Source organism: Acidovorax sp. FG60, assembly GCF_057808995.1.
In genome coordinates, this window is record NZ_JBMDJC010000019.1 from 87,534 (window position 1) to 107,515 (window position 19,982).

Consider the following 19,982-nt stretch of genomic DNA (forward strand, 5'->3'; position numbering starts at 1 on the left):
CTCAATTGGTCACCTGTAGTGTTGCCAGCGGTTCAATCAGATTCACCCATTTCTGATGGGTCGGCAGGGATTCATGCAAAAAACCGCAGAAACGAGCCTAACCCATTATCGTTATTGGCTTTTTTCCTAGAAGACGATTCGAAATTCGACAACACTGCCATCAGCAAGCAGTGCTTCCCAGGTCTTCATCGACGCCTGCTGAACACGAACCACAGTCAACTGGGGGAAGGTCGTTGCGATCCAGCGGTGCAAGATTTCGAACATATGCTCGCCAGGTCCACCTTGCGCTGCATGGATGCCAGGAGCCAAGTCGCACTCGAATGCAGGTGAGATCACTCTCAATCCTGTTGCGTTGGCGAAATCAATAGTGGTCTTCTCCATCCTATTCCCTTCACTGAATTGCTCGCCACACGAGAAGTATTTCGCTGTCCAGGCCAGTCTCAGTCGTCATCCGCTCCAACACATACACTGGTCCGGACCATTAAGTGGTCACTGAGCAGTTTGCGAAACTGAACATTGGTAGTTCCCGGTCGCCATTGGCTTGGCCTAACGATCTTGAAGTCACTGCTTCGCTGACCGTTGTTTGCACCGCCACAGGTTTCAGCCGTGGACGAGCGCGCAGGTAGAACAAAAATGCGGTCAAAGGGTGCTGCCTTGTCAGCGCTTTTGAACGGTAAGTGCGTGCCAAGATCGCGCCCGTTGCAGTCCAGGAAGCCAGCTGCCTTCATATTCTCGCCCGCCTGCTCATTGGCCAGGAGCATGTTGGTGTCGCCAAGGACTATCAGATCATTCTCGCTGTGCTGCTGCCGCAGGAACGCCAAGCCTTTGAGCAACAGCTCCGTCTCGTACGCTCGCGCTTGGGCCGTTGCTGGACCATCCGTGTTCGACTTCCAGTGCGCTGGAACGATAAACCAATCGGTTTGCCCTTGCCCTGCAGAAAACTTCACTGCATGGGGCCAGCGGGAGAAGACGATGGATTCTGAGCCTGGTCGAGGAAACTGGTCCTTGATCGCTTTTTCACGCGCTGGGTCGATTTCAGCAGGCAACTTTATGGGTGTGCCTTGCATACGAATTTGTTTTTCGTTCCATGCCACTCCGATCCATTGATCGTCGGGCGCGCGTGCCCCTTCCCGCTTTGGGAACAAGGCATAGTGCCACTGGGCACCGCTCTCCTGGTTCAAAAGTGTGAGGGCGGCGTCCAACGTCGCGTTGCGCGCCGCCCCATCCTGGTTGGTGCTGGTGCGCGATATTTCTGCTAGCGCTAGCAGGTCCACTGCGCCGGCTTTGATGTAGCTGGCGACATTGGCAGCATCCTGTGCCAACCGCTTTCCCGCCGTAGGGTTACCCAGCCATTGAATGTTCCAGCTTCCGATGCCGATTTCACGACTGCAGCTTTTTGCGTCGGACTGCGCGAAGGCGGGCATGTGCCCTGTAAACACCACTGCGGCGAGAACGGCGAAAATGATTTTCGCGTATTGGTTTGACTTGTTCATGCTGTCGTTCCTCCTCAAGGTCTTGATTGCGTCTGCGCCAAAACCTACCATAAGCCGGCTCGCACCTGACTCACAGACAACAACCGTCGCGGTGGGCGGTTTGTTGCTACGTAAAATCGACTATCTACATTCTGTATAGACCGTCCCGCCAGCTGTGCGCGAGGAGCATGAGATTGAAGGCGTAAGAATTGGCGCTGGTGGCCGTGGTTGCGCCGCCTGCATAAGTAGCATCGCATTGGCGAAATCGGCAGACGCTTGGGCTTGTTCAGCAGCGCGTCGGCTTTGCGCAGCCTGGTTCGCTTGCCCTTCTTGCTGTCGTGCCGCTTGCCACAGACCATCGTATTTCACGCTGAGCTGCTTGCGGTGCGTACTGAACTGGCCGTATGTCCACTCTCCAGAATAGAGTTTAGACAGAGCAATGATGAATTCTGCATTCGAGGACTCGGGCAAGCCGTTATACATAGTAGGTTGATACATCTGGCGGAACTGTTTGCCAGAATCAATGCACTTATTTCGCTCATCCGCCCACATTTTGATCGCAGCCTTGTCGTCGTCGGTGGCTTTGTCCTGGCGGGCCATGTGCTCCAAAGTTACGCCTGATGCCGCCGCGATGCTGCCCAGCTTGGGTTGCAGAACTTGCAATTCCGGTTTGTTTGCCAGTGCGGCAAAACATATACGCGACGGATCATCATCAGTCGTGAAGCGCACATTTGATTGTGCGGTCGGCATAGTGGCATTGCAGCCCGCCAAAGCAATCGCTGCAGCGACGACAAGTAATTTCTTCACGCTCATTCCTAAGCTTTCCTTGCTGAAGCTGACTTACTGCTGCCGTCAAAAACGGCAGGGGTAAGCAAGCTCTTGCCTCAGTTGTCGCGTGGCTCTCCATCGCCAAACCATGCCAGCGAGTAGGTAGTCAGGGGGTAGCCCGATTCGTCTTTGCCAGATGCGGTTTCGATCAATGTCCACCCCAAAGCAATCAACTCATTCGCACGCCTGGCATCAGATGCACCGCGCACAGCTTTCGCTTTTGTCAAATCTACAGTTGCCATTCTTCTACTTCCCAAAAATTGCTGGCTTCCGGCCAGCTTCGGGCGCCACGAAAGCGCAAATCAAAAACCTGTTTCCGATCAGTTGTGGATGCGCGCAATGGGGACCGCTTGCGTCTCCCGTACGGCCCGAACTGGGTGTCCCGTTTCTTCCGTGTTCCCGCTGACGGCACCATCCGCAATCAGGTAAGGCCGCTCACGTACCGCTCCGCCTAGCACTCTTGCAGCACGAATCCAGATCAACTTGCGCTGGCTTAGTCCCGCCCCAAAGGCTTGCCGCCGCCAGTGCGCTCTCCGCATATGTGGCGATGGACTATCACCACTACCTTCGAGGCTGGCCTCCACTTGCAATGCGCGTTCGAACACCCCGCCGACTCGTTTGATGAGAGTGAATCCGCTGTTTCGCGCCTTGGATAGGTTGCGCGCAAGAGTCTTACCCTGCGAGCGTTCAATCTTTTCGCGAAACCCTGGCGGAAACCCTTCCTGGAAATCGTCTTCAATGTCATCAGGGTACTGACTGACATAAAGGAGAGCGTTGGCCACCATGCGAACGCACTCAAGCACAACGGGAGTGTTTTCCAAGTTGAGACGACGATCTTCGGCCTGGGTTGCCCACGACTCCAGAATTCTTGCCTTTTCATCCTCGTCGAATTCCGACAGGTCCGAGAATTTGCCGTCCTTGGAGGGGTCCCTTCCTTGAATCTCAAGATGCTTCTTTGCACCGTCTAAAAGCGGCATATCCATTTCGTCGGAGCCAAAGTGAAAAGTGAACGTCTCCATCCCGCGCTCGCCCCAATGTGCTGGCGCCTTCAACAAACTGCCAACCAGGGTCATACTCACCGTTTTTCCATCCTTGTGACTCTTCTCGGAAAGGAATACTCCTTCGAGACGAGTGCGCCCGCCGTTAAAAACCAACCCCACATCGGTCCCAATATGGATGTATGAGTCCGGAAATGGAAACTTCAGGTCACGGGCCGTGGCGTCGCCAAGGTCGGAGTAGCGGAATGCGTCTTTCAGCGCTGGCGCTATATGGAAAACCACCTGGCCACCGCTAAAGAAGTCTGCAAGTGCTGTGGAAAACCAGGACTCATGCATGCAGCAGGAGTGCACAAGTTGATCGAGTTTTGGGTCTGCCTTGATCGTCTCGCGATCACCAAATGACTGTCGCGTTCTGGCTAGGGTCATTTGAACCAGCGAGTTCCAGTTTCGATCCTTATCAGGAAGGCTCAAAAACTCGGCTATGTATGGCCGATTTTTATGGGCTCGGTATGGAAAGTACCCGGTCTCGCTCATGTCACTGATTTCCTCGGTTAGATTTTTTGGAAACCGCAAGTAGGACAAGGCTCACCGGCCATCAGCACGGCATGCGGTCGCAGACATTTGACACGCTTCTTTTCGGAAAGTTTTTCGTCAAGGGCCTGATAGCGCACTGTCTCCTTCAAGCCTTTAGTTTGCTCTTCGATGGTCTTTCGCTTGTCTGCACTCACGATGTTTTCCTTGACGTCAGCTCTGGTACAAAGAAACTAGCACCGCCTGCACCAGGGCACACAATGCAGCGCTGTAGGCCGCGTACCGATTCCAGCGGCTCTGTTCAACGAGAGTGGCATGAAGGTCGATGCGCTCCCCCTTTGGCCCCTTCGCAATGAGATCGCCTCCCATCAACGCACCAAACCCAACGGTGCGGTTGTCTGCCAATACATTTGCCCGAGCAGACTTCACCCACAAGATTGCTGAGACAAGTGCGAGTACGCCGACAAGGAGGGTTAAAAGTGCTTTCATACACCGCTTTCGGTCATGTGTTCTTCCTTCCGTTCATTGGTTTCAAGAACGATGGCTGTCGCCGAGTTCAACCCCAAAGGCTTGCCAGCAGTCCTACTGCAAGCCCAATGCCGACACTGATGGCGATCCAGACATTGCTGATCAGAGCCGAATGCCAGACTTTCAGGGCAAGTGCAACGAAACTAGCTATCCCGGTCACCCATTTGAATCGGTTCGCTGTTGCGGCTACTCGCTGACCTAAAACGCAGATCCCGAGAAACCCAATCTGAACGTAGCTCGGCATACGCATGTAAAGTCGTCCGCGCCAAGTGGTGGCATACGAACTTGTATAAATATTATTACCTGCAATGGATGTGGGGGTCTGAACTGAATTGAAGAGGCTGAGTTGCAAGGCGAGGTTGATTGAATCTTCTCTTCTAAAGCGCCACACATTGGCCAACTGCTGGTCCGCGTGGGATTGAGAGAAAGACATATCGGTATCCGGAACTTCACAGCCCATTACCTCTCTTTTTTTATCTTCGAGTGAAGTGGCGTGGCTATGGCGGGACATCCCGTCGCCATTTTGAATCTTATCAATGCAGCCATTGATTATGATGCGCCGCATTGATAACGTGAACCTCTTGTTCATGAGCGAGGTCCACAACGCACGCGTATCTCTCCCCGCAGGCTGACCCAAATCAACTGGGGCCCCACATTCAAGTAGCTTGGCAAACTTCGCCAGTTGTCATGGTTGCTCATTTTTTCCTACCTATTCCGAGTCGATTGATTCACAGACCAAAAGCGTACTGCGCACGCAATCCCTTGCTTGCATAGACAGTCTCTCTTTTGCTGCCACGACTTGGGCACCATGCCAAACCGTTGCCTGTAGGGCTTTGCGGGCCATTTGAGCGCGTTTGGTAGCGCAAGCAGCCATCTCTAGTGCGAATGCCTGCCTACGGGTATGTGCAGCCTCCAGCGCCTCCTCGATGGTCATGCCAGCCAAACCGCCATTCGCAGCAATATCAGCCGCCAGTTCGTTCAAGTAAGCCTCTTCTTTTTTGGTCAAAACTTGTCCGCTTGGCATGGTTATTACTTCCTCGCGTTAGCGGGTCGAACGGATGAACTTGCGCCCTTGCTCGAACCAATTCACAGCCTCGCCCGTGTTGCCTTTATCCAGTGCCGCCATCACATGAGCGAGTGCACCAATGGCCTCATCCTTTGTGATTTCGCCAGCCTTGTAGTCGTCCAACACATGCCCCAAAAAGGCGTCCATGTTCTTGTGATCGCGTTCTGTCAGATTTGGTTTTCTTGTACTCATTGTGCTCAGTTTCGATTTTTCGATTATGCGAAGTTTACCCCCCAATGGGGGGTATTGCAAGACCTGTAGGCGTTGCCGGAGCACATGGTTCTCAACGATGATGTTTACGAAGCGCCACGCCATGGCTGGCATCTCTCGAAAGCTCTTTGATCCTTCAGGCGCAAGCCATTTCTCAAAGGTAGACCACGGCACTTCCATCTGACTTGCCAGTTCGCGTTGCGTCTTGCCGAGTAAGGCTGCTGCATCTCGCAGAAGTTGCTGCTGAGTGCTCACACAGCCCTCGCAACGATGTCCGCCAAGCGCACGGGATCTCCCTCCACAAGCCGCTTTGTGGTGCTCACGCTCTTGTGCCCCAAGATCGCGGCGATGTGCACCAGGTCACGGCCTTGGCGATGCTGCTTTACCGCGAAGGTACGTCGAGCAGACTGGGCGCTGCCACCCTCAATTCCGGCGTTAGCATGCAGGCGTGAGATGTAGGCCCCCAGCGTGTTGCAGGAATAGCTCCACACGCCCGAGGGAAGCAACCGCTTGGTCAGAGCATAGGCACCACCATCCTCCGTCAGGAACAGGGCACTTTCGGGATCGAGACCACGGTAGGCACCCTTCTTGACCGTGGTGCCGTGCTTGTGCTCCAGCCGCCACGCGACGTAGGCATCCAACGCAGCCACGACGCGCTTGTTCGACCAGAAAAGGGGGCGCTCTTCGCCGTTGTGCGCAACATCGACGCGCACAGCGCTGGTGACGCGCACGTTGCCCTTGGCGCCTAGGTAATCGCTAACGGTGATGGTGGCCAGCTCCGTGACAGACATGGCTGTCCCGTAGAGGGTCAGGATCAATGCGGTATCGCGTAGCGGAACACGGCTGCATGCAGCCGTCGCCTTGAGCAGGTGCTCGATCTGCTTGTCTTCGATGACAGGAGGTTTTGCCACTCTTGCAATTGTTCGTAGTTGACGAATTACATAGAGTGTATCGGTTGGGCGCATGACTGCATATCGGCAGCGCAAGTGATGGTGCCACATCAAGGAAAGTCGGAAGGCCATACCATGAGGTTTGTGCTCGAAAGGCCGTCTACGAAGGTGTCGAGTCCATTGGGGCACACATTGAGCGTCCCGCCCCAGCGGCATGTGCGGCTTGCTCGATGGTCACCCTACCCGTCTCGTCGGCCAGGTCGAACAAGCGCAGCAGCTTTGCGTGCCGCTCGGACAACCGGTAGGTAGTCCCCATGGGACGTGGTGGGGATGCAGGACGCGCTCGTTCCATGCGAACCAAAGGCCATGTCAAGCCAGCCGAACGCCACTTGGACACATCCACGGTTTTCCATCGCCGTTTCCGGGCCTCATGCGCGACATCCAGCATTTCAAAAATGACCGAGCGCGAGTTACCAAAGGGGGCTTGTGGATTGTTCTGGATGAGCGCTTCAACAACATCCAAGTCGATTTCCACGTCGATGTGCTCATGCGAAAACTGGACACCCAACTCCACCGTCATCTGCTGGGGGTACCGAGCCCCCGATGAGTCCGTGTAGTAGCCTGCCAGCGCATTGTGGACGGCCGAGTGGCCACGCAATGCGGCCAATAACGGAACCGAGGGGAAGTCGATGTGGAGCATCCCTGGGGAGGTATATTGGATTTCGCCCAGCGGCCCCGAGGGCAAGAGCCGCCGAGTCCTTTTAACCCCATACCCTCGCACGCCCTTCATTCGAACTGACGAGCGAGCTTCTGGACCATCGTAGGAAATGTCCAGTGTGCACCGCTCTACCAGGCGGTACTCTGTGTAAGGCGTGCCATTGCAATCGATCGCGCGTTTTAGGCACCTGTCCACCAGCGATTTTTCCATGTTCCCCATCACATGCCTTTCTGTCAGAACTTGAACAGTCTGGGGCGGGACTTGGGCAATATCAAGGGGTTCTTTCGCACCACGAAACACAGCTTCTCTCAGCGAAAACCCTGTGGTGAGCAGGCCACAGAACGCCGGTTGAAGACTGGATGTGGGACACCTCGAAGGCGCCTCGGATACTGCTGCCTCCTAGTTGGCAATGAGCTGGTTAGGGGCGGCTATTTCCGGTGCCCAGGCCGCATGGAGCCTCGACATCGAGGAATCTTGGAATCGACGGCGCCAATGCAAAAGCCCACGTTCATCCTGAAAGGGTGAAGCGTGGGCTTTAGTTTTTTGAGGATCAAACCAATGGTTGCTCGACAACCATCAGCGCCTCATACCGTTCAATGTCTTCGAGTGAAATCCACTGGGGCTTTTCACGGAAGCTAGCAAACAGTTCTTTCATTTTGGCGATTTGTTCGACCTCATCGCCGGACCAAAGGCGTTTCTTGTGTCGATTGCCATGGCCCAAATAGTAGTCGCAATCTTGCTTGAGACGCGCCAGCAATTGGTAGTTGAACGCATCATGCATTTTCGCCGCTTCTTGAGTTACTCGCTGAATTTCAGTCTCAGACAAATTGTATTTCCCAAATTCATCAAGCGTCTCTCCAGAGTTGTATGGCTCACCTGCTTTTACGTTCCACTGAATCAGCTTGCCATCCGCATCGCGACCAAGCACCTCGCCATCCACAAGGGATGAATTGGCTGTGGTCTTCAAGTTTGACAGTTCAGACTTGTTCATCATTTTCGCTTCCTTATCAAGGTGGCGGACACCGGCCCATCGGGCGCCTGTGCCCGTTTTGGGGTTTGATTCCTCTGGCCGCTTGACTCAGAAGAGTTTGTGCTCGACGAGAGGGGAAATCGAGCTGTACGCTTTCGGAAGCTGTAGGAACTGCTTGCCGGCGCCGAAGTCCGCTATCACGGTGCCGGATGGACCGAAGTAGCCCACCGAGCAGTTGTGATAGTCGTATTCCAACGCAAGCGAATTGCTCGGAAGGTCTATCAGCCTCCATGTCGGTGGCAGCGATGGACGATGTAATTCGACATTTTCACGGCACAGCCTGCGTGCTTTGTTGGTATTCAGCGCGTGTCATGATCATGTTTTCCCCCTCAAGCCTCGGGCGGGGAGGTGGTGGCCACGGATCTTCTCAGTTCCTCCGTCAAGGCCAGGAGGCTGGGGCAAGCCAAGGTTCGTCCGAGGAACCCTGTGTATTGCGCGGTGGTGATGAATACTCGGCAAGGAATCTGGAAGTAAACGCCTCGGCCCGCGCCTGCAATGTCGTGGTGGAAGAACCAGAAGTCCCCGGGCAGGCTCGCATCGATTCGCTTGAGCTGGTCTTTCGGCGTCGATGGATTGAGTGCCCCGCAGCTCAAGCTGCCATGGCCTGACCGGTCGAGATAGAAGCCGCCACTGGGTGAGGTCTGCAGTCTGTCGCCCCAGTTGTTGCTGAACCGTTCGAGCTCACCGGTTGGGAAGAGCACGAAATCGCCCATACAGGGTTCTATGAGTTTCTGGCGAGCTGCGAAGCAGCGGGCAAGAATGTCTTGGTCTCGGGCGTCGAGATGCTCGATGAACCCTGAAAGGGTGGCATGGGCTTCTCGCAGCTCTTCGGTCGAGACGAGGGAAGAGATGGAAGTGGTAGTTGTTGTCATTGAAGATCTCCGTGTGGAAACGGGCGCCGACACCTTGCGGTGTCAAATGCCCGCAAGGGTTAGAAAGTCGGTGAGCTCAGTTGATGAGCGAGATCAGCACTCGGTCAGTCGAAACTAGAATTTTGATGTTTCATAGTTCAATTGATCCGTGGCTTGCGGAGCCTACTGGACGTATTGCCGCATCACGACAAATAACGCCCATCGACCTTCAAGCTAGCGGAAGTCGCGGCTCTCGGTGGCCAGCCGGCCGAGCAATGGCGATAGATCGGCCAGACGATCGGCAATGAGGTTGCACACCATGCCCTGGCGCTGCCATCGTCCCTTTACCGCGAGCAGGCGTGAGCCCAATAGCACCTGGCGCTGCGCGTCTCTCACATCCCGCCACACGATCACCTGGGTAGTTCCATGCTCATCTTCCAGGGAGAGAAACACTGTGCCATTGGCCGTCTCTGGCTGCTGGCGAAGCGTGACGATACCGGCAGTGCGAACGCTGCGGCCGTTGGGTATCCTGCGCAAGTCCTCCGACGTCTTGAGCTTGTACTTTTCAAGCCTCTTGCGCAGAAGCGCCATGGGATGGCTGCGCAAGGTCAGGCCAAGCGAGGCATAGTCCCACACCACATCCTCGCCCTCAGGCGCTGCAGGCAGTTCTAAAAACTCTTCTTCCACGGGCGCCTCTTGGAGCAACTCAGGTGGTGCATGCAGCGCGGCCGCATCCCAGACTTGCTGACGCCGGTGACCCGACAGAGTGGCCAGCGCGCCGGCGGCCGCTAGCAACTCCATCTCATGGTGCTCCAGCTGTGCCCGACGCGCCAGCTCTTCTGCATTGTCGAAAGGGGCATTGCGCCGTGCCGCCATGATGCGAGCCGCGCTGCCCGCCTGCAGGCCGCGGATCATGTGCAGTCCCAACCGTACAGCTGGTGTACTTGGCAGGTCTTCCAAGGTGGACTCGACGTCGCTGTACATCACGTCCACCGCCCTCACCTCTACCCCATGCCGCCTGGCGTCCTGCACCAGCTGGCTAGGGGTGTAGAAACCCATGGGCTGGCTGTTCAGTAGCGAAGCGAGGAATGCGGCTGGTTCGTGTCGCTTGATCCAGCTTGAGGCATAGACCAGCAGCGCGAAGCTGGCCGCATGGCTCTCAGGAAACCCGTATTCCGAGAACCCTCGGATCTGCTGGAAGGTCGATTCCGCAAAGCTCTTCTCGTACCCTCGGGCCAACATGCCCTGCACGATCTTGTCATAGTATTTTTCAAGACCGCCCTTCCTTTTCCAGGCTGCCATTGCGCGCCGAAGCCCGTCCGCCTCGCCAGCGGTGAAGCCTGCTGCAACCATCGATATCTGCATGACCTGTTCCTGAAAGATAGGGACACCCAGGGTGCGGCCGAGCGCGACTTCAAGCTCCTTGCTGGGATACGACACACGTTCATGGCCTTGCCGTCTACGCAGATAGGGGTGCACCATGCCGCCCTGGATGGGCCCGGGCCTGACTAGTGCCACCTCGATCACCAGGTCATAGAAGCATTTGGGCCGCAACCTCGGGAGCATCGACATCTGCGCGCGCGACTCGATCTGAAAGACGCCCACGGTGTCAGCCATCGAGATCATCTGGTACGTCTGGCGATCCTCGGGAGGAATGTCCTGCATGCTGAATTGATGGCCACGGCGAAGGCCGACCATGTCCAGGGCCCTTCGAATCGCGGACAACATGCCCAGGGCCAGCACGTCCACCTTGAGCAGGCCTGCCGCATCGAGGTCGTCTTTATCCCATTCGATCACGGTGCGGTCCGCCATCGATGCGTTCTCCACCGGCACCATGCGGCACAGCAAATCCCGCGTGAGCACAAAACCGCCTGTGTGTTGCGACAGGTGCCGCGGGAACCCGATGAGCTGGCTGGTGAGCGTGATCAGTTGGCGCACTGCGAGGTCATCCACGGACATGCCGAGTTCATCAAAGCGTTCCAGCCTGACGTCCGCCCCGTCGAACCACTTCTGGCCCTTGGCGATGGCGTCCACCGTGGCCAGATCGAACCCAAGCGCTTTGCCGACATCCCGGATCGCTGACTTCGGCCGGTAGCTGATGACTGCGGCGGTGAGCGCTGCCCGGTCCCGCCCGTACCGCTGGTACAGGTACTGGATCACCTCTTCGCGGCGCTGATGTTCAAAGTCAATGTCAATGTCTGGTGGTTCATTGCGCTCCTTGCTGATGAAGCGCTCGAAGAGCACGGACATGCGCACTGGATCCACCTCGGTGACGCCAAGGCAGTAGCAAACCACGCTGTTCGCCGCCGAGCCGCGCCCTTGGCACAAGATGTTGCGCGAGCGGGCGAAGGCCACGATGTCGTAAACGGTGAGGAAGTAGTGCTCGTAGCGCAGTTCACAGATCAGAGACAGCTCGTGCTCGATTTGTCCTTGGACTCTTCCCGGAATGCCCGCCGGCCAGCGGCGGCCCGCACCCTCGTATGTCGCCTGTCGCAGGTACGTCGCAGCAGTGTGCCCCGCTGGCACCACCTCGTCGGGGTACTGGTACTTCAGTTCGTCCAGATTGAAGGTGCACCGCGCCGCCACCTGCAGCGTCTCGGCCAGCAGCTCGGCCGGGAAGGTCTGCGCGAGGCGTAGCCGGGTGCGCAGATGCTGCTCCGCGCTGCGCTGCAGTGCGAACCCACACTCGGAGAGCGGCTTGCCAATGCGTGTGGCCGTGAGCACATCTTGCAGCGGCTTTCGGGAGCGAACATGCATGTGGACATCACCTACCGCGACCAGCGGGAGCGCGGTGAGTTCGGACAGCTGCCGCATGCGGTGGAGCCACAGTTCGTCGTCGAGGCGGCGCAGCTGCTCCACGCCGATCCAGCAGCGCCCAGTGAATTGATTTAGGGTCCAGAGCCCGGCCGCTTCCAACTGCGCCTCCGAGGCCTTGCGGTCGGGGCAAAGCAGGACCACGCAGTCTTCCAGCTCCGTACCGCTGATGTGGTCAAGAGTGAGGTGGTAGGTGCCTTTCTCTGAGGAGCGCCGAAGCTTGGTGATGAAAGCGCATAGGTTGCCGTATCCGTTCAGGTTCTGGGCGAGAACCACCACAGTGAACCGGGCCTCAGTCTCGTCACGCGGCTGGATCTGGAGTTGCGATCCCAGCAGCAGCGGCAGGCCCGCCGCTTTGGCAGCCACGTGCGCGCGCACGACACCCGCCATGGAACATTCGTCTGTGATTGCCAGGCCCTGATAGCCGAGTTCCTGGGCACGCTCCACCAGCTCGTCGGGTGCGCTCGCTCCCCGTAGGAACGTGAAGTTCGACACGCACCTCAGTTCAACATAGTCCGGCAGCGACCGGGAAGGACGGATCAGCATGCCAGGTTCACGCAAAGTGCCCGTGCAGGAACCAGGCGGTCTGGTCTCGCGCCAGGCGCTGCTGGAACACCCAGAGCACGCCGGCGTGCGCGCTCAGAGCAAGCCAGTAGTCGCGCTGCACGTTGAGGGGTCGCGCATCGGCGCCTTCGCCACTCAGTTGCCACCAACCGCCTTCGATGCGGTCAGGACCCAGGAGCAACTGCAGGGGCCCTTGGTAGTACGGGCGGTTGTCGCGCTCGATGAGACGCAGTGGCTCATCGAGGACCCAGCTGGGCAAGGGCAGTTCGTAGGGGGGTTGCGACGACTTGCGTTGGGCATTGCACTCCCAACTCTGCATCCACTCCAGCCGATGGTCTGCAGACAAGGCCGGGCGGCGAACGCAGGTATTCCCCAAGCGTGCCTGGATTCGCTCCAAGGCGAGATCTGTATTGGCGCCTTTGCGCAAGGTCTCAGGGATGAGGGATCGGCTCTCTTCGATGATCGGCAAGACCTCAGGAGCGAGTAGCTCAATGTCTCCGGCCGGGGCCGCAAGCTGGACCTTGGCCAAGTGCTCGGCCAGCAGCCGCGCGAAGTGCTCAACGTTCTGTGTGGGCTGGCCAGTGCGAACGGTCAGCTCGCCACCGGCGCCGGCGTCCTTGGCGCGCATGACGTCGTGGCACCACCTGAACGTAAAGGCTGTGGCCCCCATGCGACGCGCGGCCAGCCATCCCGCCATCTGCACGAGCAGGCGCCGGGCGCCGAACAGCAGGGCTGGCGCAGTCTCTACCCGCGACGTCAGCTCTAGCCTTGCATGGAACGTCTCGGGCAAGCTGATCCATTCGTAGACCTCCGGCCGAAGTGCGTACGCCTGGTCGAGGGCGGCTAGCAGGTCCTTGTCAAAGCGACGGCTCAGGCCCCCACGCGGGAGATTGCGCACGTCGCCGAGCGAGCGGCAGCCCACGCGGGCCAGAGTGGGCTGGTGCTTGCCCACTGCCGAGATTGCTTGCAGCGGCAAGGGGTCCAGGATCTTGGCCAATGGAGCGCGAAAACCGTCGAAAGCGGCCTCCCCAGGTGCGTGGCGAGCCAAGGCGAGCGCTGACGTGCCTGTGGGGGCCCAGGCAATGCGGGCACCCAGCTCCGCAGCACCGCCCTCGATGAGGGAGTGCAATGTCTCCATGCCTCCAAACAGGCGCGCGCTTCCCGACACCTCTGCGACTACGGAATCTTCCACCAGAGCCACCCGAGGGGTGAACTGCAGGGCCCAGATTCCGAGGGAAGTCGCATCAATGGGAGACGGGCTGGTCGGCAGAGGGATGGGGAGCAACGCGGCCCAATGCCCACGCATTGGAGGCCTCCTCACGGGAGAGTGCGGCGGCGGGGGCCGGCACGGTCTTGAGCCGGGGCGGAATCACCGACTCCAGATTGCCTGGCATCGCTGCCAGGTACAAGGCCTCATCCAACGACGCGCCCCTGCGCTTCGGAATGCGGACCTCCAGCTTCCAGCCGTTGGCCAGGGCCACGGCGACACGCAGCGGCGCTGGAGAGCTATCGGTCAATGCTGTCACAGGGCGGAACAGGAACACGGGCGCATCGCAGGACTGGGCGTGGACCTGCAGCCGGCGGATCTGCTCTGGCCGTGCCTGAGGCAGCCAGGACAGCACCGCCCCGGCGGGATCGGACTTGACGATCTGCTCCGTCACCCAGAGTCGGTCCACGGGGGTCGACGCATGGATCCACACCACCTGATCCGCGTTCAGGCCCAACTGCTCCAGACCTGCGGCATGCGGCTGCTTGGGCGGGGCGATCAAGTAGATCCGGCCGCCAGAGGACATGAGCGAGGGAATGGACCTACTGAGGAGGCGCCACTCGCAGAGGGCCGCCTGGGGCATGAGCAGCTCGGTCAGGCTGTGGGTTGGCCAGCCACCGCCAGGAAGCTCAATGTCCAGTTCGGCAAAGCCCGACGAGACAGTGCGCGACACGGAATCGCCCAGTTCCGCGCCGCGCCAGACAGCCTCGGCCACATGACGTGGCAGGCTGCCAGGATCAAAGGCGCCGGAAGCAGAAGGGATGGGAGCTGGCATGGACGGGAGACGGGGGCGGTCATTGGCAAAAAAGCTGTATGAATATCCAGTATATGCCCGCCTATGCAAAGTAGAAAGTGCACCCTGGTTTGGACTGCGCGGTAGCGCTAATTTCGTAGCAAGACAGCGCCGCCCGGCTTGAATTTCGGCCGCAAGCAGCACCAATACACCTACAGTGCGGTCAGATTCTCTATCTCCATGCGCTCACGCCAGTGCACCAGCTGCACACGGCCCTCCCCCGGCCAGTTCGGACGAGAATCGGGCATCGCACAACTCAACCCCACACGTTCAATGACAGCACCACGGGTCTCAACTAAGCAAGGCGCCGACGAGCCGACAATGCGGCTCGCGGTTTTGATCGATGCCGACAACGCACAGGCGGCCGTTATTGACGGCCTGCTCGCGGAAGTCGCGCGCTTCGGTGAAGCTACCGTGAAGCGGATCTACGGCGACTTCACTGCCCCGACGAGCGCATCCTGGAAAAAGGTGCTGCAACGCCATGCCATCAAGCCGGTTCAGCAGTTCGCGTACACCACCGGGAAGAATGCAACGGATAGCACGCTCATCATTGACGCCATGGACTTGCTCTATACCCGCAAGTTCGATGGGTTTTGCCTGGTCTCAAGCGATAGCGACTTCACAGGTCTCGCAACCCGCATTAGAGAAGAAGGCGTCACGGTCATCGGTTTTGGTGAACACAAAACGCCCGAGGCATTCAGGAACGCATGCCACAAATTCATTTTCACCGAGGTGTTAAGGCCGACTGCTAGCAACACCGCTACGGCTCCTGGTGCAAAGCCTGCGCAGGCTGATGCAGCCGTGAAAGTGGAACCGCCGGTGCCACTCGCAGTGCCCGAATTTCCAAAACAGTTTGTCTTGGAAGCGCTGGAGCTTTCCAGCGACGACTCTGGTTGGGCTCATCTTGGTACGTTTGGTGGCTATCTGACCAAACTGCAGCCCGAGTTCGACTCGCGGCTATACGGCTTTAAAAAGCTATCGGATCTGGTGCGCTCCAAGTCAGATATTTTTGAGACAGAAGAACGAACTTCGCCGGGTCAGACGCAAAGGGTGCTGTACGTCAAAGCAAAAAATACTACGGCGTCGCCCACCAGGTCTTAGCTCCCATAGCAGCAGCACCGTTCTATCCCCTGAATCTAAATGTTTGCCGCAGATTTGGCAACAGTTGGCCGGCAAACCTTTCTGCAAATATGCGGATCCCAATAATATAGAAAACATGGCAATTATCAATGTTTCCGCACCGAAAGAGCATCCGGTAGAGATCAAGCTTCCAGCTATGAGCGAAGAAGTCAAAGAAGCCTGCGAAGACTATATGCACTACATCAATTTTATTCTTGAGCCGGCAAAACTAGAAATCGAAACAACCGTTAGAAAGAACAGAGTATCACTCCATCAGGCATTTGGTGCAAATCTCATACTGGCGCATAGTGTTGACTATCTAAAAGCCATTCGGTCTGCGGCAGGAATCAACGAACGCCGCGCGGATTTGATTCAGTCTTTTGACGAAATGTTTGCAGTAGATGGCGCATATATTTCTAACCGCAAAATGGAACTGATAGATGCCGTCAACAATGCGCTGAAACATATCCGAATCAAACCAGATCGATACGTCGACCTCGGTGACCGCTATGGGCAAATTTCCTTCAAAAGCCTGGTCGAGCACGAGGGGCGTGTATTTTGTCATCTAGAAAAATACAGGTTCGACTATTGCCGTGCGGTACTTCTTCCAGGGCTAAAATCCCTGTCAAATTGGAATTTCGAAGACGCAGACGATGTACTGGAGTTCGCAATGGGCAAAAAGCCCACCTCAAGCAGCGGCTATTCATCTTCATATGATTCCGGTGACCCGTCCCAGGCTATCGACCGAATGGTCGAGATTTGCTCATCTCCCTGCCGAAACTGTGAAGAGCAAGCTGACGATTGCCGTTGTTCCCAGTACATCTTCGATGGTAAAGCAGGGAAATTTGAGCCGCTTCATTCTGTTTCGGAGAGTGATTTTAATGAGTTAATGAGTCAAATTTCGCCGTCATACAGCAGAGGATAAATATGAATGGCTTCTCGGTGGGTATTGGCGATCACTCCGAAGAGGTATAGGCAGAAAAAAGCCCATCCATGGATTGGATGGGCTTTTCAATTGAGCGCACTATTCGCGCTTCAGGCCATCGGCCTATCTTGGTTCTTTGCAGTCTAAGGAACGAACCGGTTCACCTGAGATTGACCAAATGTATGCAGGGGGATACCCCGCAATAGAGTTTGCAAGCTGCTCATAGGAGCCTCGCCGCTGAAACTCTTGGTTGGAAAATCCGTCCCATAGTTTTACTATCCAAAGTACTTGGAAATCTGCGGAGTTCATTATTCGCAAGACATCTTGAGTTGCTCGGGCTTCGCCGGGAACCACCAAGAAGCCCAGTCAAGATAAACGAACCTACCGCCTTCGATTGTTGGTGAGAAACCTGTCACAGTTTCATTTCGAAAAACCACACCATAGTCGTTGGTGAAATTTACCTTGTCGCCTACCTTGAAGTTGCAGGCTATTGGGGGATTTGTTTCGGCATCAGAAGAGAGCGGATATACCATCCCTTCGAGGAAATGCTGCCACGGGTTGTGCCTTTTCCAGGTGGACAGACACCATCCCCAGAGGGGACCGTGCCCGTCTGGGGGGATTCAATAAGGGTTCTATTTTGCCGGGTGGTCGCGAACGACAAGAACTTGAGCCTTGGTACGCTCCACCAGTTCGGCAGAAAGTCCCATCGTGGTTTTCATGCTTTCGATCTCTTGGTGTGTAAGCGAGGGGATTCGTTGCGGCTTCTTTCCGGGCGTCAGCCCAATTCCCACCGCGACGATTCCTGGCACAAGTGCTACGAGATGAACTGGTTGAAGCCCGTTCTTCATCGAGCCAAGCTCAGGTATCAGGATCATTATGAGGAAGGCCCCGATCATGATTCCGCCGAGCAGACACATTGCAGACAGCTTGTAGGAAATCTCGATAGCATTTTGCCGCAGTGCAATTGCGGAGCGAAGGGTGACAAGTACTGGTGTGCTATCTTGGGCTTGTTTCATTTTTGAGGAGTCCATTTTGCGCTGGCCGAATGAATGAGCCAGCAGTTTGAATATAAGAACCCCCCATGGCAATGCCATGAGGGATATATTTTGGGCCCTCCAATCAGGCAGCCTCGACAACACGCACGTCGAAGTCCACCTTCAGTCCGATTCGTACCGCGCCAAAAATTGCAGCAAGATTATCCATGCTCGGATTTCCCCGGGGGGATAGCATCCGATGCAGGCTCTTGCTGGGCTTTTTGGTCACTGTAGCAAGTTGCTCGAAACCTACTGTGGCATTGACCAGATCCCGAAGGACCAGCCGTGCTGTATCGGTTTCACCGTTAAGAAAAAGCGTTGCCGCCTCATCCAAGAGCGCTCGTGCAAACTCCGGCTCGCGTCGAACGCGCTCTACTACCGTCAGCTTGAAATCTCGCGTGAGACTCATCGCGGTCCACCTTTCTTCGTTGGGGTCTGGGCCTTCTTCCTGGCCTTGTATTCCTCATGCAGCGCTACCGCCTGGTCAATTGCGCGCTGTTGGTTCTTCTTTGAGCTGCCTCCAAAAAGCACCACGAGAGATTCACCGTCGTTCGCAAGATAGATTCGGTAGCCTGGGCCCCAATTGATCTTGTACTCGCCGATGCCGCGGAACCACTCCACGTTGGAAGTGTTCCCGAGTTCCAGGCGCGCCTTTGCGATCGTCACCTTGGTCGCCGCTTGGAGGTCCAAGCTGTCGAACCACTCCTTGTAGGGATTGGTGCCGTCCTCGCGCACGTACTCCTCAAGCCGCGCAGCCATTTGGGATGGTAACGTTTAGGTTACTCAAATGCAACTGCAGCGCGAGGACGTCCAGGTGCTCCTCCTCGCGGTCAGGGCAAAAACCAAAGTTGCCGGAATCGACAAGGCGCTGCCGCCACTGCTCGACGTTTTCGAGAGTCAGCGCCCCCCAGACATAGTCTTGGCCGTAGGCATTGGTTCCCACGAGGGCCTCAAAGTCGTCATCCCAGCCTATCGCGTTGTCGTCGATACGCAGCGAGGTGCCGACCGCCAGCTTGTCATAGAGGACGCAGGTTGCAGGCAGGTCTTGCATGCTGAATGTTTCGATCATTTGATCTCCAGGTTGTGGTTGATAGGGCCAGGCAAGCGGTGCGCATGCCCAGCGGGTACTTGGTTGTTTGCTTGAAGGAACGAAGTAACCGGGCGCCGCGCAAAAAAAGAAACCCCCAGCTGTTTAGGCCGGGGGTTGGGTAGTGCTAGTCCAATTGGATCTGCAGCTGGCAGGACCTGAGGGCCAGGACGCTATCGAGAGAATCGCATGGCGACTACGCCTTGAGCTTGGCCATGCCGTCGGCGAGGAGCCACAGAGCGCGGTTGAGCTTGATGTCCTGGTCGATGCCCTGGATCCCGCGCGTCTGTCGGCGCTGGCCGGTGGCGGTGCGGCCGCGCAACCCTCCCTTGCTCACGTTCTCCTGACAGACGTTCATCACCGACCAGAGGTCGGGCTTTGCATCTGCATTTCGCCGCGGTTGCAGGAGCTGCGCCTCGGTGATCGGAGCGGGCTTGACCTCGGTGTCGTACTTGAGCGCCAGTGCGGACCGGGCAAAGACTTCCGCCTCGTGCGTATCCAAGGTGATGGCGCGCATCGAGTCGCGAGACTGTGCAACGCGATCGAAGCCCTGCAGAACCTCGTAGGCGCCTTCGATGACCTGTGAGGCAACGTCGCCTTTGTGCGGGACCCGTACGTCGGCAACGGTCTCGCCGCATACCAGGCCATTCGAGCAAACAAATCTGAACATACCCGCGAGCATTTGGTAGCTGCTCGAGCCATCGTGTGCGTTCAAAACAATGATCTCGTTGGCCTCACTGCCGGTAATCTGGCTTGCGTGGCGCAGTCGGATCATGTGCTTCGTGAACTCACGGCGGTCCTCTCGGCGCACGCGCGTCTGGGTGACCATGAAAGGTTGAAAGCCCTCCCCTCGCAGTTTGTTGAGCACCACGGAAGTGGGGATGTAGCTGTAGCGATTCGACCGGCTGTCATGGGCTTCTTCAGCGAAGATCGAAGGGGCCACCAAGCGGATCTGGTCATCGCTCAGCGGCACTGGAGAACGCAGGACGGGGGAACGGGAAGCGAAACGAGAAGCGAGTTGCATAGTGAATCTCCAGGAGTGTTGTGGCAAGCGCAAGGCATATGCCGGTTACAAAAACGGTCTGAGGGCGTCTGCCTTGACCGAATACCCTCTTGAATGCCACGGCGCCGCTGATAACCTCCCGCAATTGAAAAAGCCCCCTGGTCAATGACCGAGGGGGCGGGGGTTTAGGTGGCCAACAAGGGGTCTCCTCGTTTTCAGTGCAATAAGTGACGGTACGAAAAGCTAGCACTGGC

At 57.1% G+C, this 19,982-nt stretch carries 24 protein-coding genes; 2 read left to right on the plus strand and 22 right to left on the minus strand.

Going from position 1 to position 19,982, the window contains the following annotated elements; all coding sequences use genetic code 11:
- Positions 1-126: 126 nt before the first annotated feature.
- The 17 genes from ACODS0_RS22320 to imuA all read right to left on the minus strand — a co-directional run bounded on the left by ACODS0_RS22320 (position 127) and on the right by imuA (position 14,542).
- On the minus strand, positions 127-381 hold the full coding sequence (locus ACODS0_RS22320) for a hypothetical protein (protein WP_488837219.1): 255 nt from the start codon (positions 379-381) through the stop codon (positions 127-129).
- A 59-nt stretch (positions 382-440) separates the two neighbouring features.
- Positions 441-1,493 carry an exonuclease/endonuclease/phosphatase family protein gene (locus ACODS0_RS22325; RefSeq protein ID WP_488837221.1) on the minus strand — a complete coding sequence of 351 codons (1,053 nt, stop codon included), beginning with the start codon at positions 1,491-1,493 and terminating at the stop codon, positions 441-443.
- 120 nt (positions 1,494-1,613) lie between these two features.
- A complete protein-coding gene (locus ACODS0_RS22330) occupies positions 1,614-2,285 on the minus strand; it encodes a hypothetical protein (protein ID WP_488837223.1) in 672 nt (223 codons plus the stop codon).
- Positions 2,286-2,356: 71 nt separating this feature from the next.
- Positions 2,357-2,542, minus strand: a complete 186-nt coding sequence (locus ACODS0_RS22335) for a hypothetical protein (RefSeq protein WP_488837225.1) — start codon at positions 2,540-2,542, stop codon at positions 2,357-2,359.
- A 78-nt stretch (positions 2,543-2,620) separates the two neighbouring features.
- Positions 2,621-3,832, minus strand: a complete 1,212-nt coding sequence (locus ACODS0_RS22340; protein WP_488837227.1) for an AcrVA2 family anti-CRISPR protein — start codon at positions 3,830-3,832, stop codon at positions 2,621-2,623.
- 17 nt (positions 3,833-3,849) lie between these two features.
- Entirely contained in the window at positions 3,850-4,026 is a 177-nt protein-coding gene (locus tag ACODS0_RS22345) for a hypothetical protein (protein WP_488837229.1), read from the minus strand.
- Between the two features lie 16 nt (positions 4,027-4,042).
- Positions 4,043-4,318 carry a hypothetical protein gene (locus ACODS0_RS22350; protein ID WP_488837230.1) on the minus strand — a complete coding sequence of 92 codons (276 nt, stop codon included), beginning with the start codon at positions 4,316-4,318 and terminating at the stop codon, positions 4,043-4,045.
- Positions 4,319-4,385: 67 nt separating this feature from the next.
- Positions 4,386-4,946, minus strand: a complete 561-nt coding sequence (locus ACODS0_RS22355) for a hypothetical protein (RefSeq protein ID WP_488837232.1) — start codon at positions 4,944-4,946, stop codon at positions 4,386-4,388.
- 120 nt (positions 4,947-5,066) lie between these two features.
- Entirely contained in the window at positions 5,067-5,363 is a 297-nt protein-coding gene (locus tag ACODS0_RS22360; RefSeq protein ID WP_488837234.1) for a hypothetical protein, read from the minus strand.
- A 36-nt stretch (positions 5,364-5,399) separates the two neighbouring features.
- Complete coding sequence (locus ACODS0_RS22365) at positions 5,400-5,888, minus strand: hypothetical protein (protein WP_488837236.1); 489 nt, start codon at positions 5,886-5,888, stop codon at positions 5,400-5,402.
- The gene (locus tag ACODS0_RS22370; protein WP_488837238.1) at positions 5,885-6,544 is read right to left on the minus strand and encodes a tyrosine-type recombinase/integrase; all 660 of its coding nucleotides are present in this window, start codon (positions 6,542-6,544) and stop codon (positions 5,885-5,887) included. Before ACODS0_RS22370 ends, ACODS0_RS22365 begins: the two co-directional genes overlap by 4 nt.
- Positions 6,545-6,683: 139 nt before the next feature.
- Entirely contained in the window at positions 6,684-7,223 is a 540-nt protein-coding gene (locus ACODS0_RS22375) for a hypothetical protein (RefSeq protein WP_488837240.1), read from the minus strand.
- Between the two features lie 568 nt (positions 7,224-7,791).
- A complete protein-coding gene (locus ACODS0_RS22380; RefSeq protein ID WP_488837242.1) occupies positions 7,792-8,235 on the minus strand; it encodes an LPD11 domain-containing protein in 444 nt (147 codons plus the stop codon).
- Positions 8,236-8,600: 365 nt separating this feature from the next.
- Positions 8,601-9,143, minus strand: a complete 543-nt coding sequence (locus ACODS0_RS22385) for a hypothetical protein (protein ID WP_488837244.1) — start codon at positions 9,141-9,143, stop codon at positions 8,601-8,603.
- A 213-nt stretch (positions 9,144-9,356) separates the two neighbouring features.
- The gene (locus tag ACODS0_RS22390; RefSeq protein ID WP_488837246.1) at positions 9,357-12,482 is read right to left on the minus strand and encodes an error-prone DNA polymerase; all 3,126 of its coding nucleotides are present in this window, start codon (positions 12,480-12,482) and stop codon (positions 9,357-9,359) included.
- A 7-nt stretch (positions 12,483-12,489) separates the two neighbouring features.
- A complete protein-coding gene (locus ACODS0_RS22395; protein ID WP_488837248.1) occupies positions 12,490-13,806 on the minus strand; it encodes a Y-family DNA polymerase in 1,317 nt (438 codons plus the stop codon).
- On the minus strand, positions 13,745-14,542 hold the full coding sequence (imuA, locus tag ACODS0_RS22400) for a translesion DNA synthesis-associated protein ImuA (RefSeq protein WP_488837250.1): 798 nt from the start codon (positions 14,540-14,542) through the stop codon (positions 13,745-13,747). The genes ACODS0_RS22395 and imuA overlap by 62 nt, the downstream gene beginning before the upstream one ends.
- A gap of 138 nt (positions 14,543-14,680) precedes the next feature.
- Here imuA and ACODS0_RS22405 point away from each other — a divergent pair, with 138 nt between their 5' ends.
- On the plus strand, positions 14,681-15,661 hold the full coding sequence (locus tag ACODS0_RS22405; RefSeq protein ID WP_488837252.1) for an NYN domain-containing protein: 981 nt from the start codon (positions 14,681-14,683) through the stop codon (positions 15,659-15,661).
- A gap of 115 nt (positions 15,662-15,776) precedes the next feature.
- Positions 15,777-16,604, plus strand: coding sequence for a hypothetical protein (locus ACODS0_RS22410; RefSeq protein ID WP_488837254.1), 828 nt, complete (start codon positions 15,777-15,779; stop codon positions 16,602-16,604).
- Positions 16,605-17,236: 632 nt separating this feature from the next.
- Here the strand turns inward: ACODS0_RS22410 and ACODS0_RS22415 are convergent.
- The 5 genes from ACODS0_RS22415 to ACODS0_RS22435 all read right to left on the minus strand — a co-directional run bounded on the left by ACODS0_RS22415 (position 17,237) and on the right by ACODS0_RS22435 (position 19,749).
- Positions 17,237-17,698, minus strand: coding sequence for a hypothetical protein (locus ACODS0_RS22415; RefSeq protein ID WP_488837256.1), 462 nt, complete (start codon positions 17,696-17,698; stop codon positions 17,237-17,239).
- Between the two features lie 25 nt (positions 17,699-17,723).
- Positions 17,724-18,047: a helix-turn-helix domain-containing transcriptional regulator gene (locus ACODS0_RS22420; RefSeq protein WP_488837258.1), complete on the minus strand. Its 324-nt coding sequence runs from the start codon at positions 18,045-18,047 to the stop codon at positions 17,724-17,726.
- Positions 18,044-18,397 (minus strand): type II toxin-antitoxin system RelE/ParE family toxin, encoded by a 354-nt coding sequence (locus ACODS0_RS22425; protein WP_488837260.1) that lies wholly within the window; start codon positions 18,395-18,397, stop codon positions 18,044-18,046. Before ACODS0_RS22425 ends, ACODS0_RS22420 begins: the two co-directional genes overlap by 4 nt.
- Entirely contained in the window at positions 18,381-18,707 is a 327-nt protein-coding gene (locus ACODS0_RS22430; RefSeq protein WP_488837262.1) for a hypothetical protein, read from the minus strand. The genes ACODS0_RS22425 and ACODS0_RS22430 overlap by 17 nt, the downstream gene beginning before the upstream one ends.
- A gap of 214 nt (positions 18,708-18,921) precedes the next feature.
- Positions 18,922-19,749, minus strand: a complete 828-nt coding sequence (locus ACODS0_RS22435) for a DUF932 domain-containing protein (protein WP_488837263.1) — start codon at positions 19,747-19,749, stop codon at positions 18,922-18,924.
- Positions 19,750-19,982: the final 233 nt, after the last annotated feature.

Coding starts and splice junctions, on each gene's coding strand:
- ACODS0_RS22320 (WP_488837219.1), bottom strand. CDS start 381: ATGGAGAAGACCACTATTGATTTCGCCAACGCAACAGGATTGAGAGTG.
- ACODS0_RS22325 (WP_488837221.1), bottom strand. CDS start 1,493: ATGAACAAGTCAAACCAATACGCGAAAATCATTTTCGCCGTTCTCGCC.
- ACODS0_RS22330 (WP_488837223.1), bottom strand. CDS start 2,285: ATGAGCGTGAAGAAATTACTTGTCGTCGCTGCAGCGATTGCTTTGGCG.
- ACODS0_RS22335 (WP_488837225.1), bottom strand. CDS start 2,542: ATGGCAACTGTAGATTTGACAAAAGCGAAAGCTGTGCGCGGTGCATCT.
- ACODS0_RS22340 (WP_488837227.1), bottom strand. CDS start 3,832: ATGAGCGAGACCGGGTACTTTCCATACCGAGCCCATAAAAATCGGCCA.
- ACODS0_RS22350 (WP_488837230.1), bottom strand. CDS start 4,318: ATGAAAGCACTTTTAACCCTCCTTGTCGGCGTACTCGCACTTGTCTCA.
- ACODS0_RS22355 (WP_488837232.1), bottom strand. CDS start 4,946: ATGAACAAGAGGTTCACGTTATCAATGCGGCGCATCATAATCAATGGC.
- ACODS0_RS22375 (WP_488837240.1), bottom strand. CDS start 7,223: ATGCTCCACATCGACTTCCCCTCGGTTCCGTTATTGGCCGCATTGCGT.
- ACODS0_RS22380 (WP_488837242.1), bottom strand. CDS start 8,235: ATGATGAACAAGTCTGAACTGTCAAACTTGAAGACCACAGCCAATTCA.
- ACODS0_RS22385 (WP_488837244.1), bottom strand. CDS start 9,143: ATGACAACAACTACCACTTCCATCTCTTCCCTCGTCTCGACCGAAGAG.
- ACODS0_RS22390 (WP_488837246.1), bottom strand. CDS start 12,482: ATGCTGATCCGTCCTTCCCGGTCGCTGCCGGACTATGTTGAACTGAGG.
- ACODS0_RS22395 (WP_488837248.1), bottom strand. CDS start 13,806: ATGCGTGGGCATTGGGCCGCGTTGCTCCCCATCCCTCTGCCGACCAGC.
- imuA (WP_488837250.1), bottom strand. CDS start 14,542: ATGCCAGCTCCCATCCCTTCTGCTTCCGGCGCCTTTGATCCTGGCAGC.
- ACODS0_RS22410 (WP_488837254.1), top strand. CDS start 15,777: ATGGCAATTATCAATGTTTCCGCACCGAAAGAGCATCCGGTAGAGATC.
- ACODS0_RS22415 (WP_488837256.1), bottom strand. CDS start 17,698: ATGGCATTGCCATGGGGGGTTCTTATATTCAAACTGCTGGCTCATTCA.
- ACODS0_RS22420 (WP_488837258.1), bottom strand. CDS start 18,047: ATGAGTCTCACGCGAGATTTCAAGCTGACGGTAGTAGAGCGCGTTCGA.
- ACODS0_RS22425 (WP_488837260.1), bottom strand. CDS start 18,397: ATGGCTGCGCGGCTTGAGGAGTACGTGCGCGAGGACGGCACCAATCCC.
- ACODS0_RS22430 (WP_488837262.1), bottom strand. CDS start 18,707: ATGATCGAAACATTCAGCATGCAAGACCTGCCTGCAACCTGCGTCCTC.
- ACODS0_RS22435 (WP_488837263.1), bottom strand. CDS start 19,749: ATGCAACTCGCTTCTCGTTTCGCTTCCCGTTCCCCCGTCCTGCGTTCT.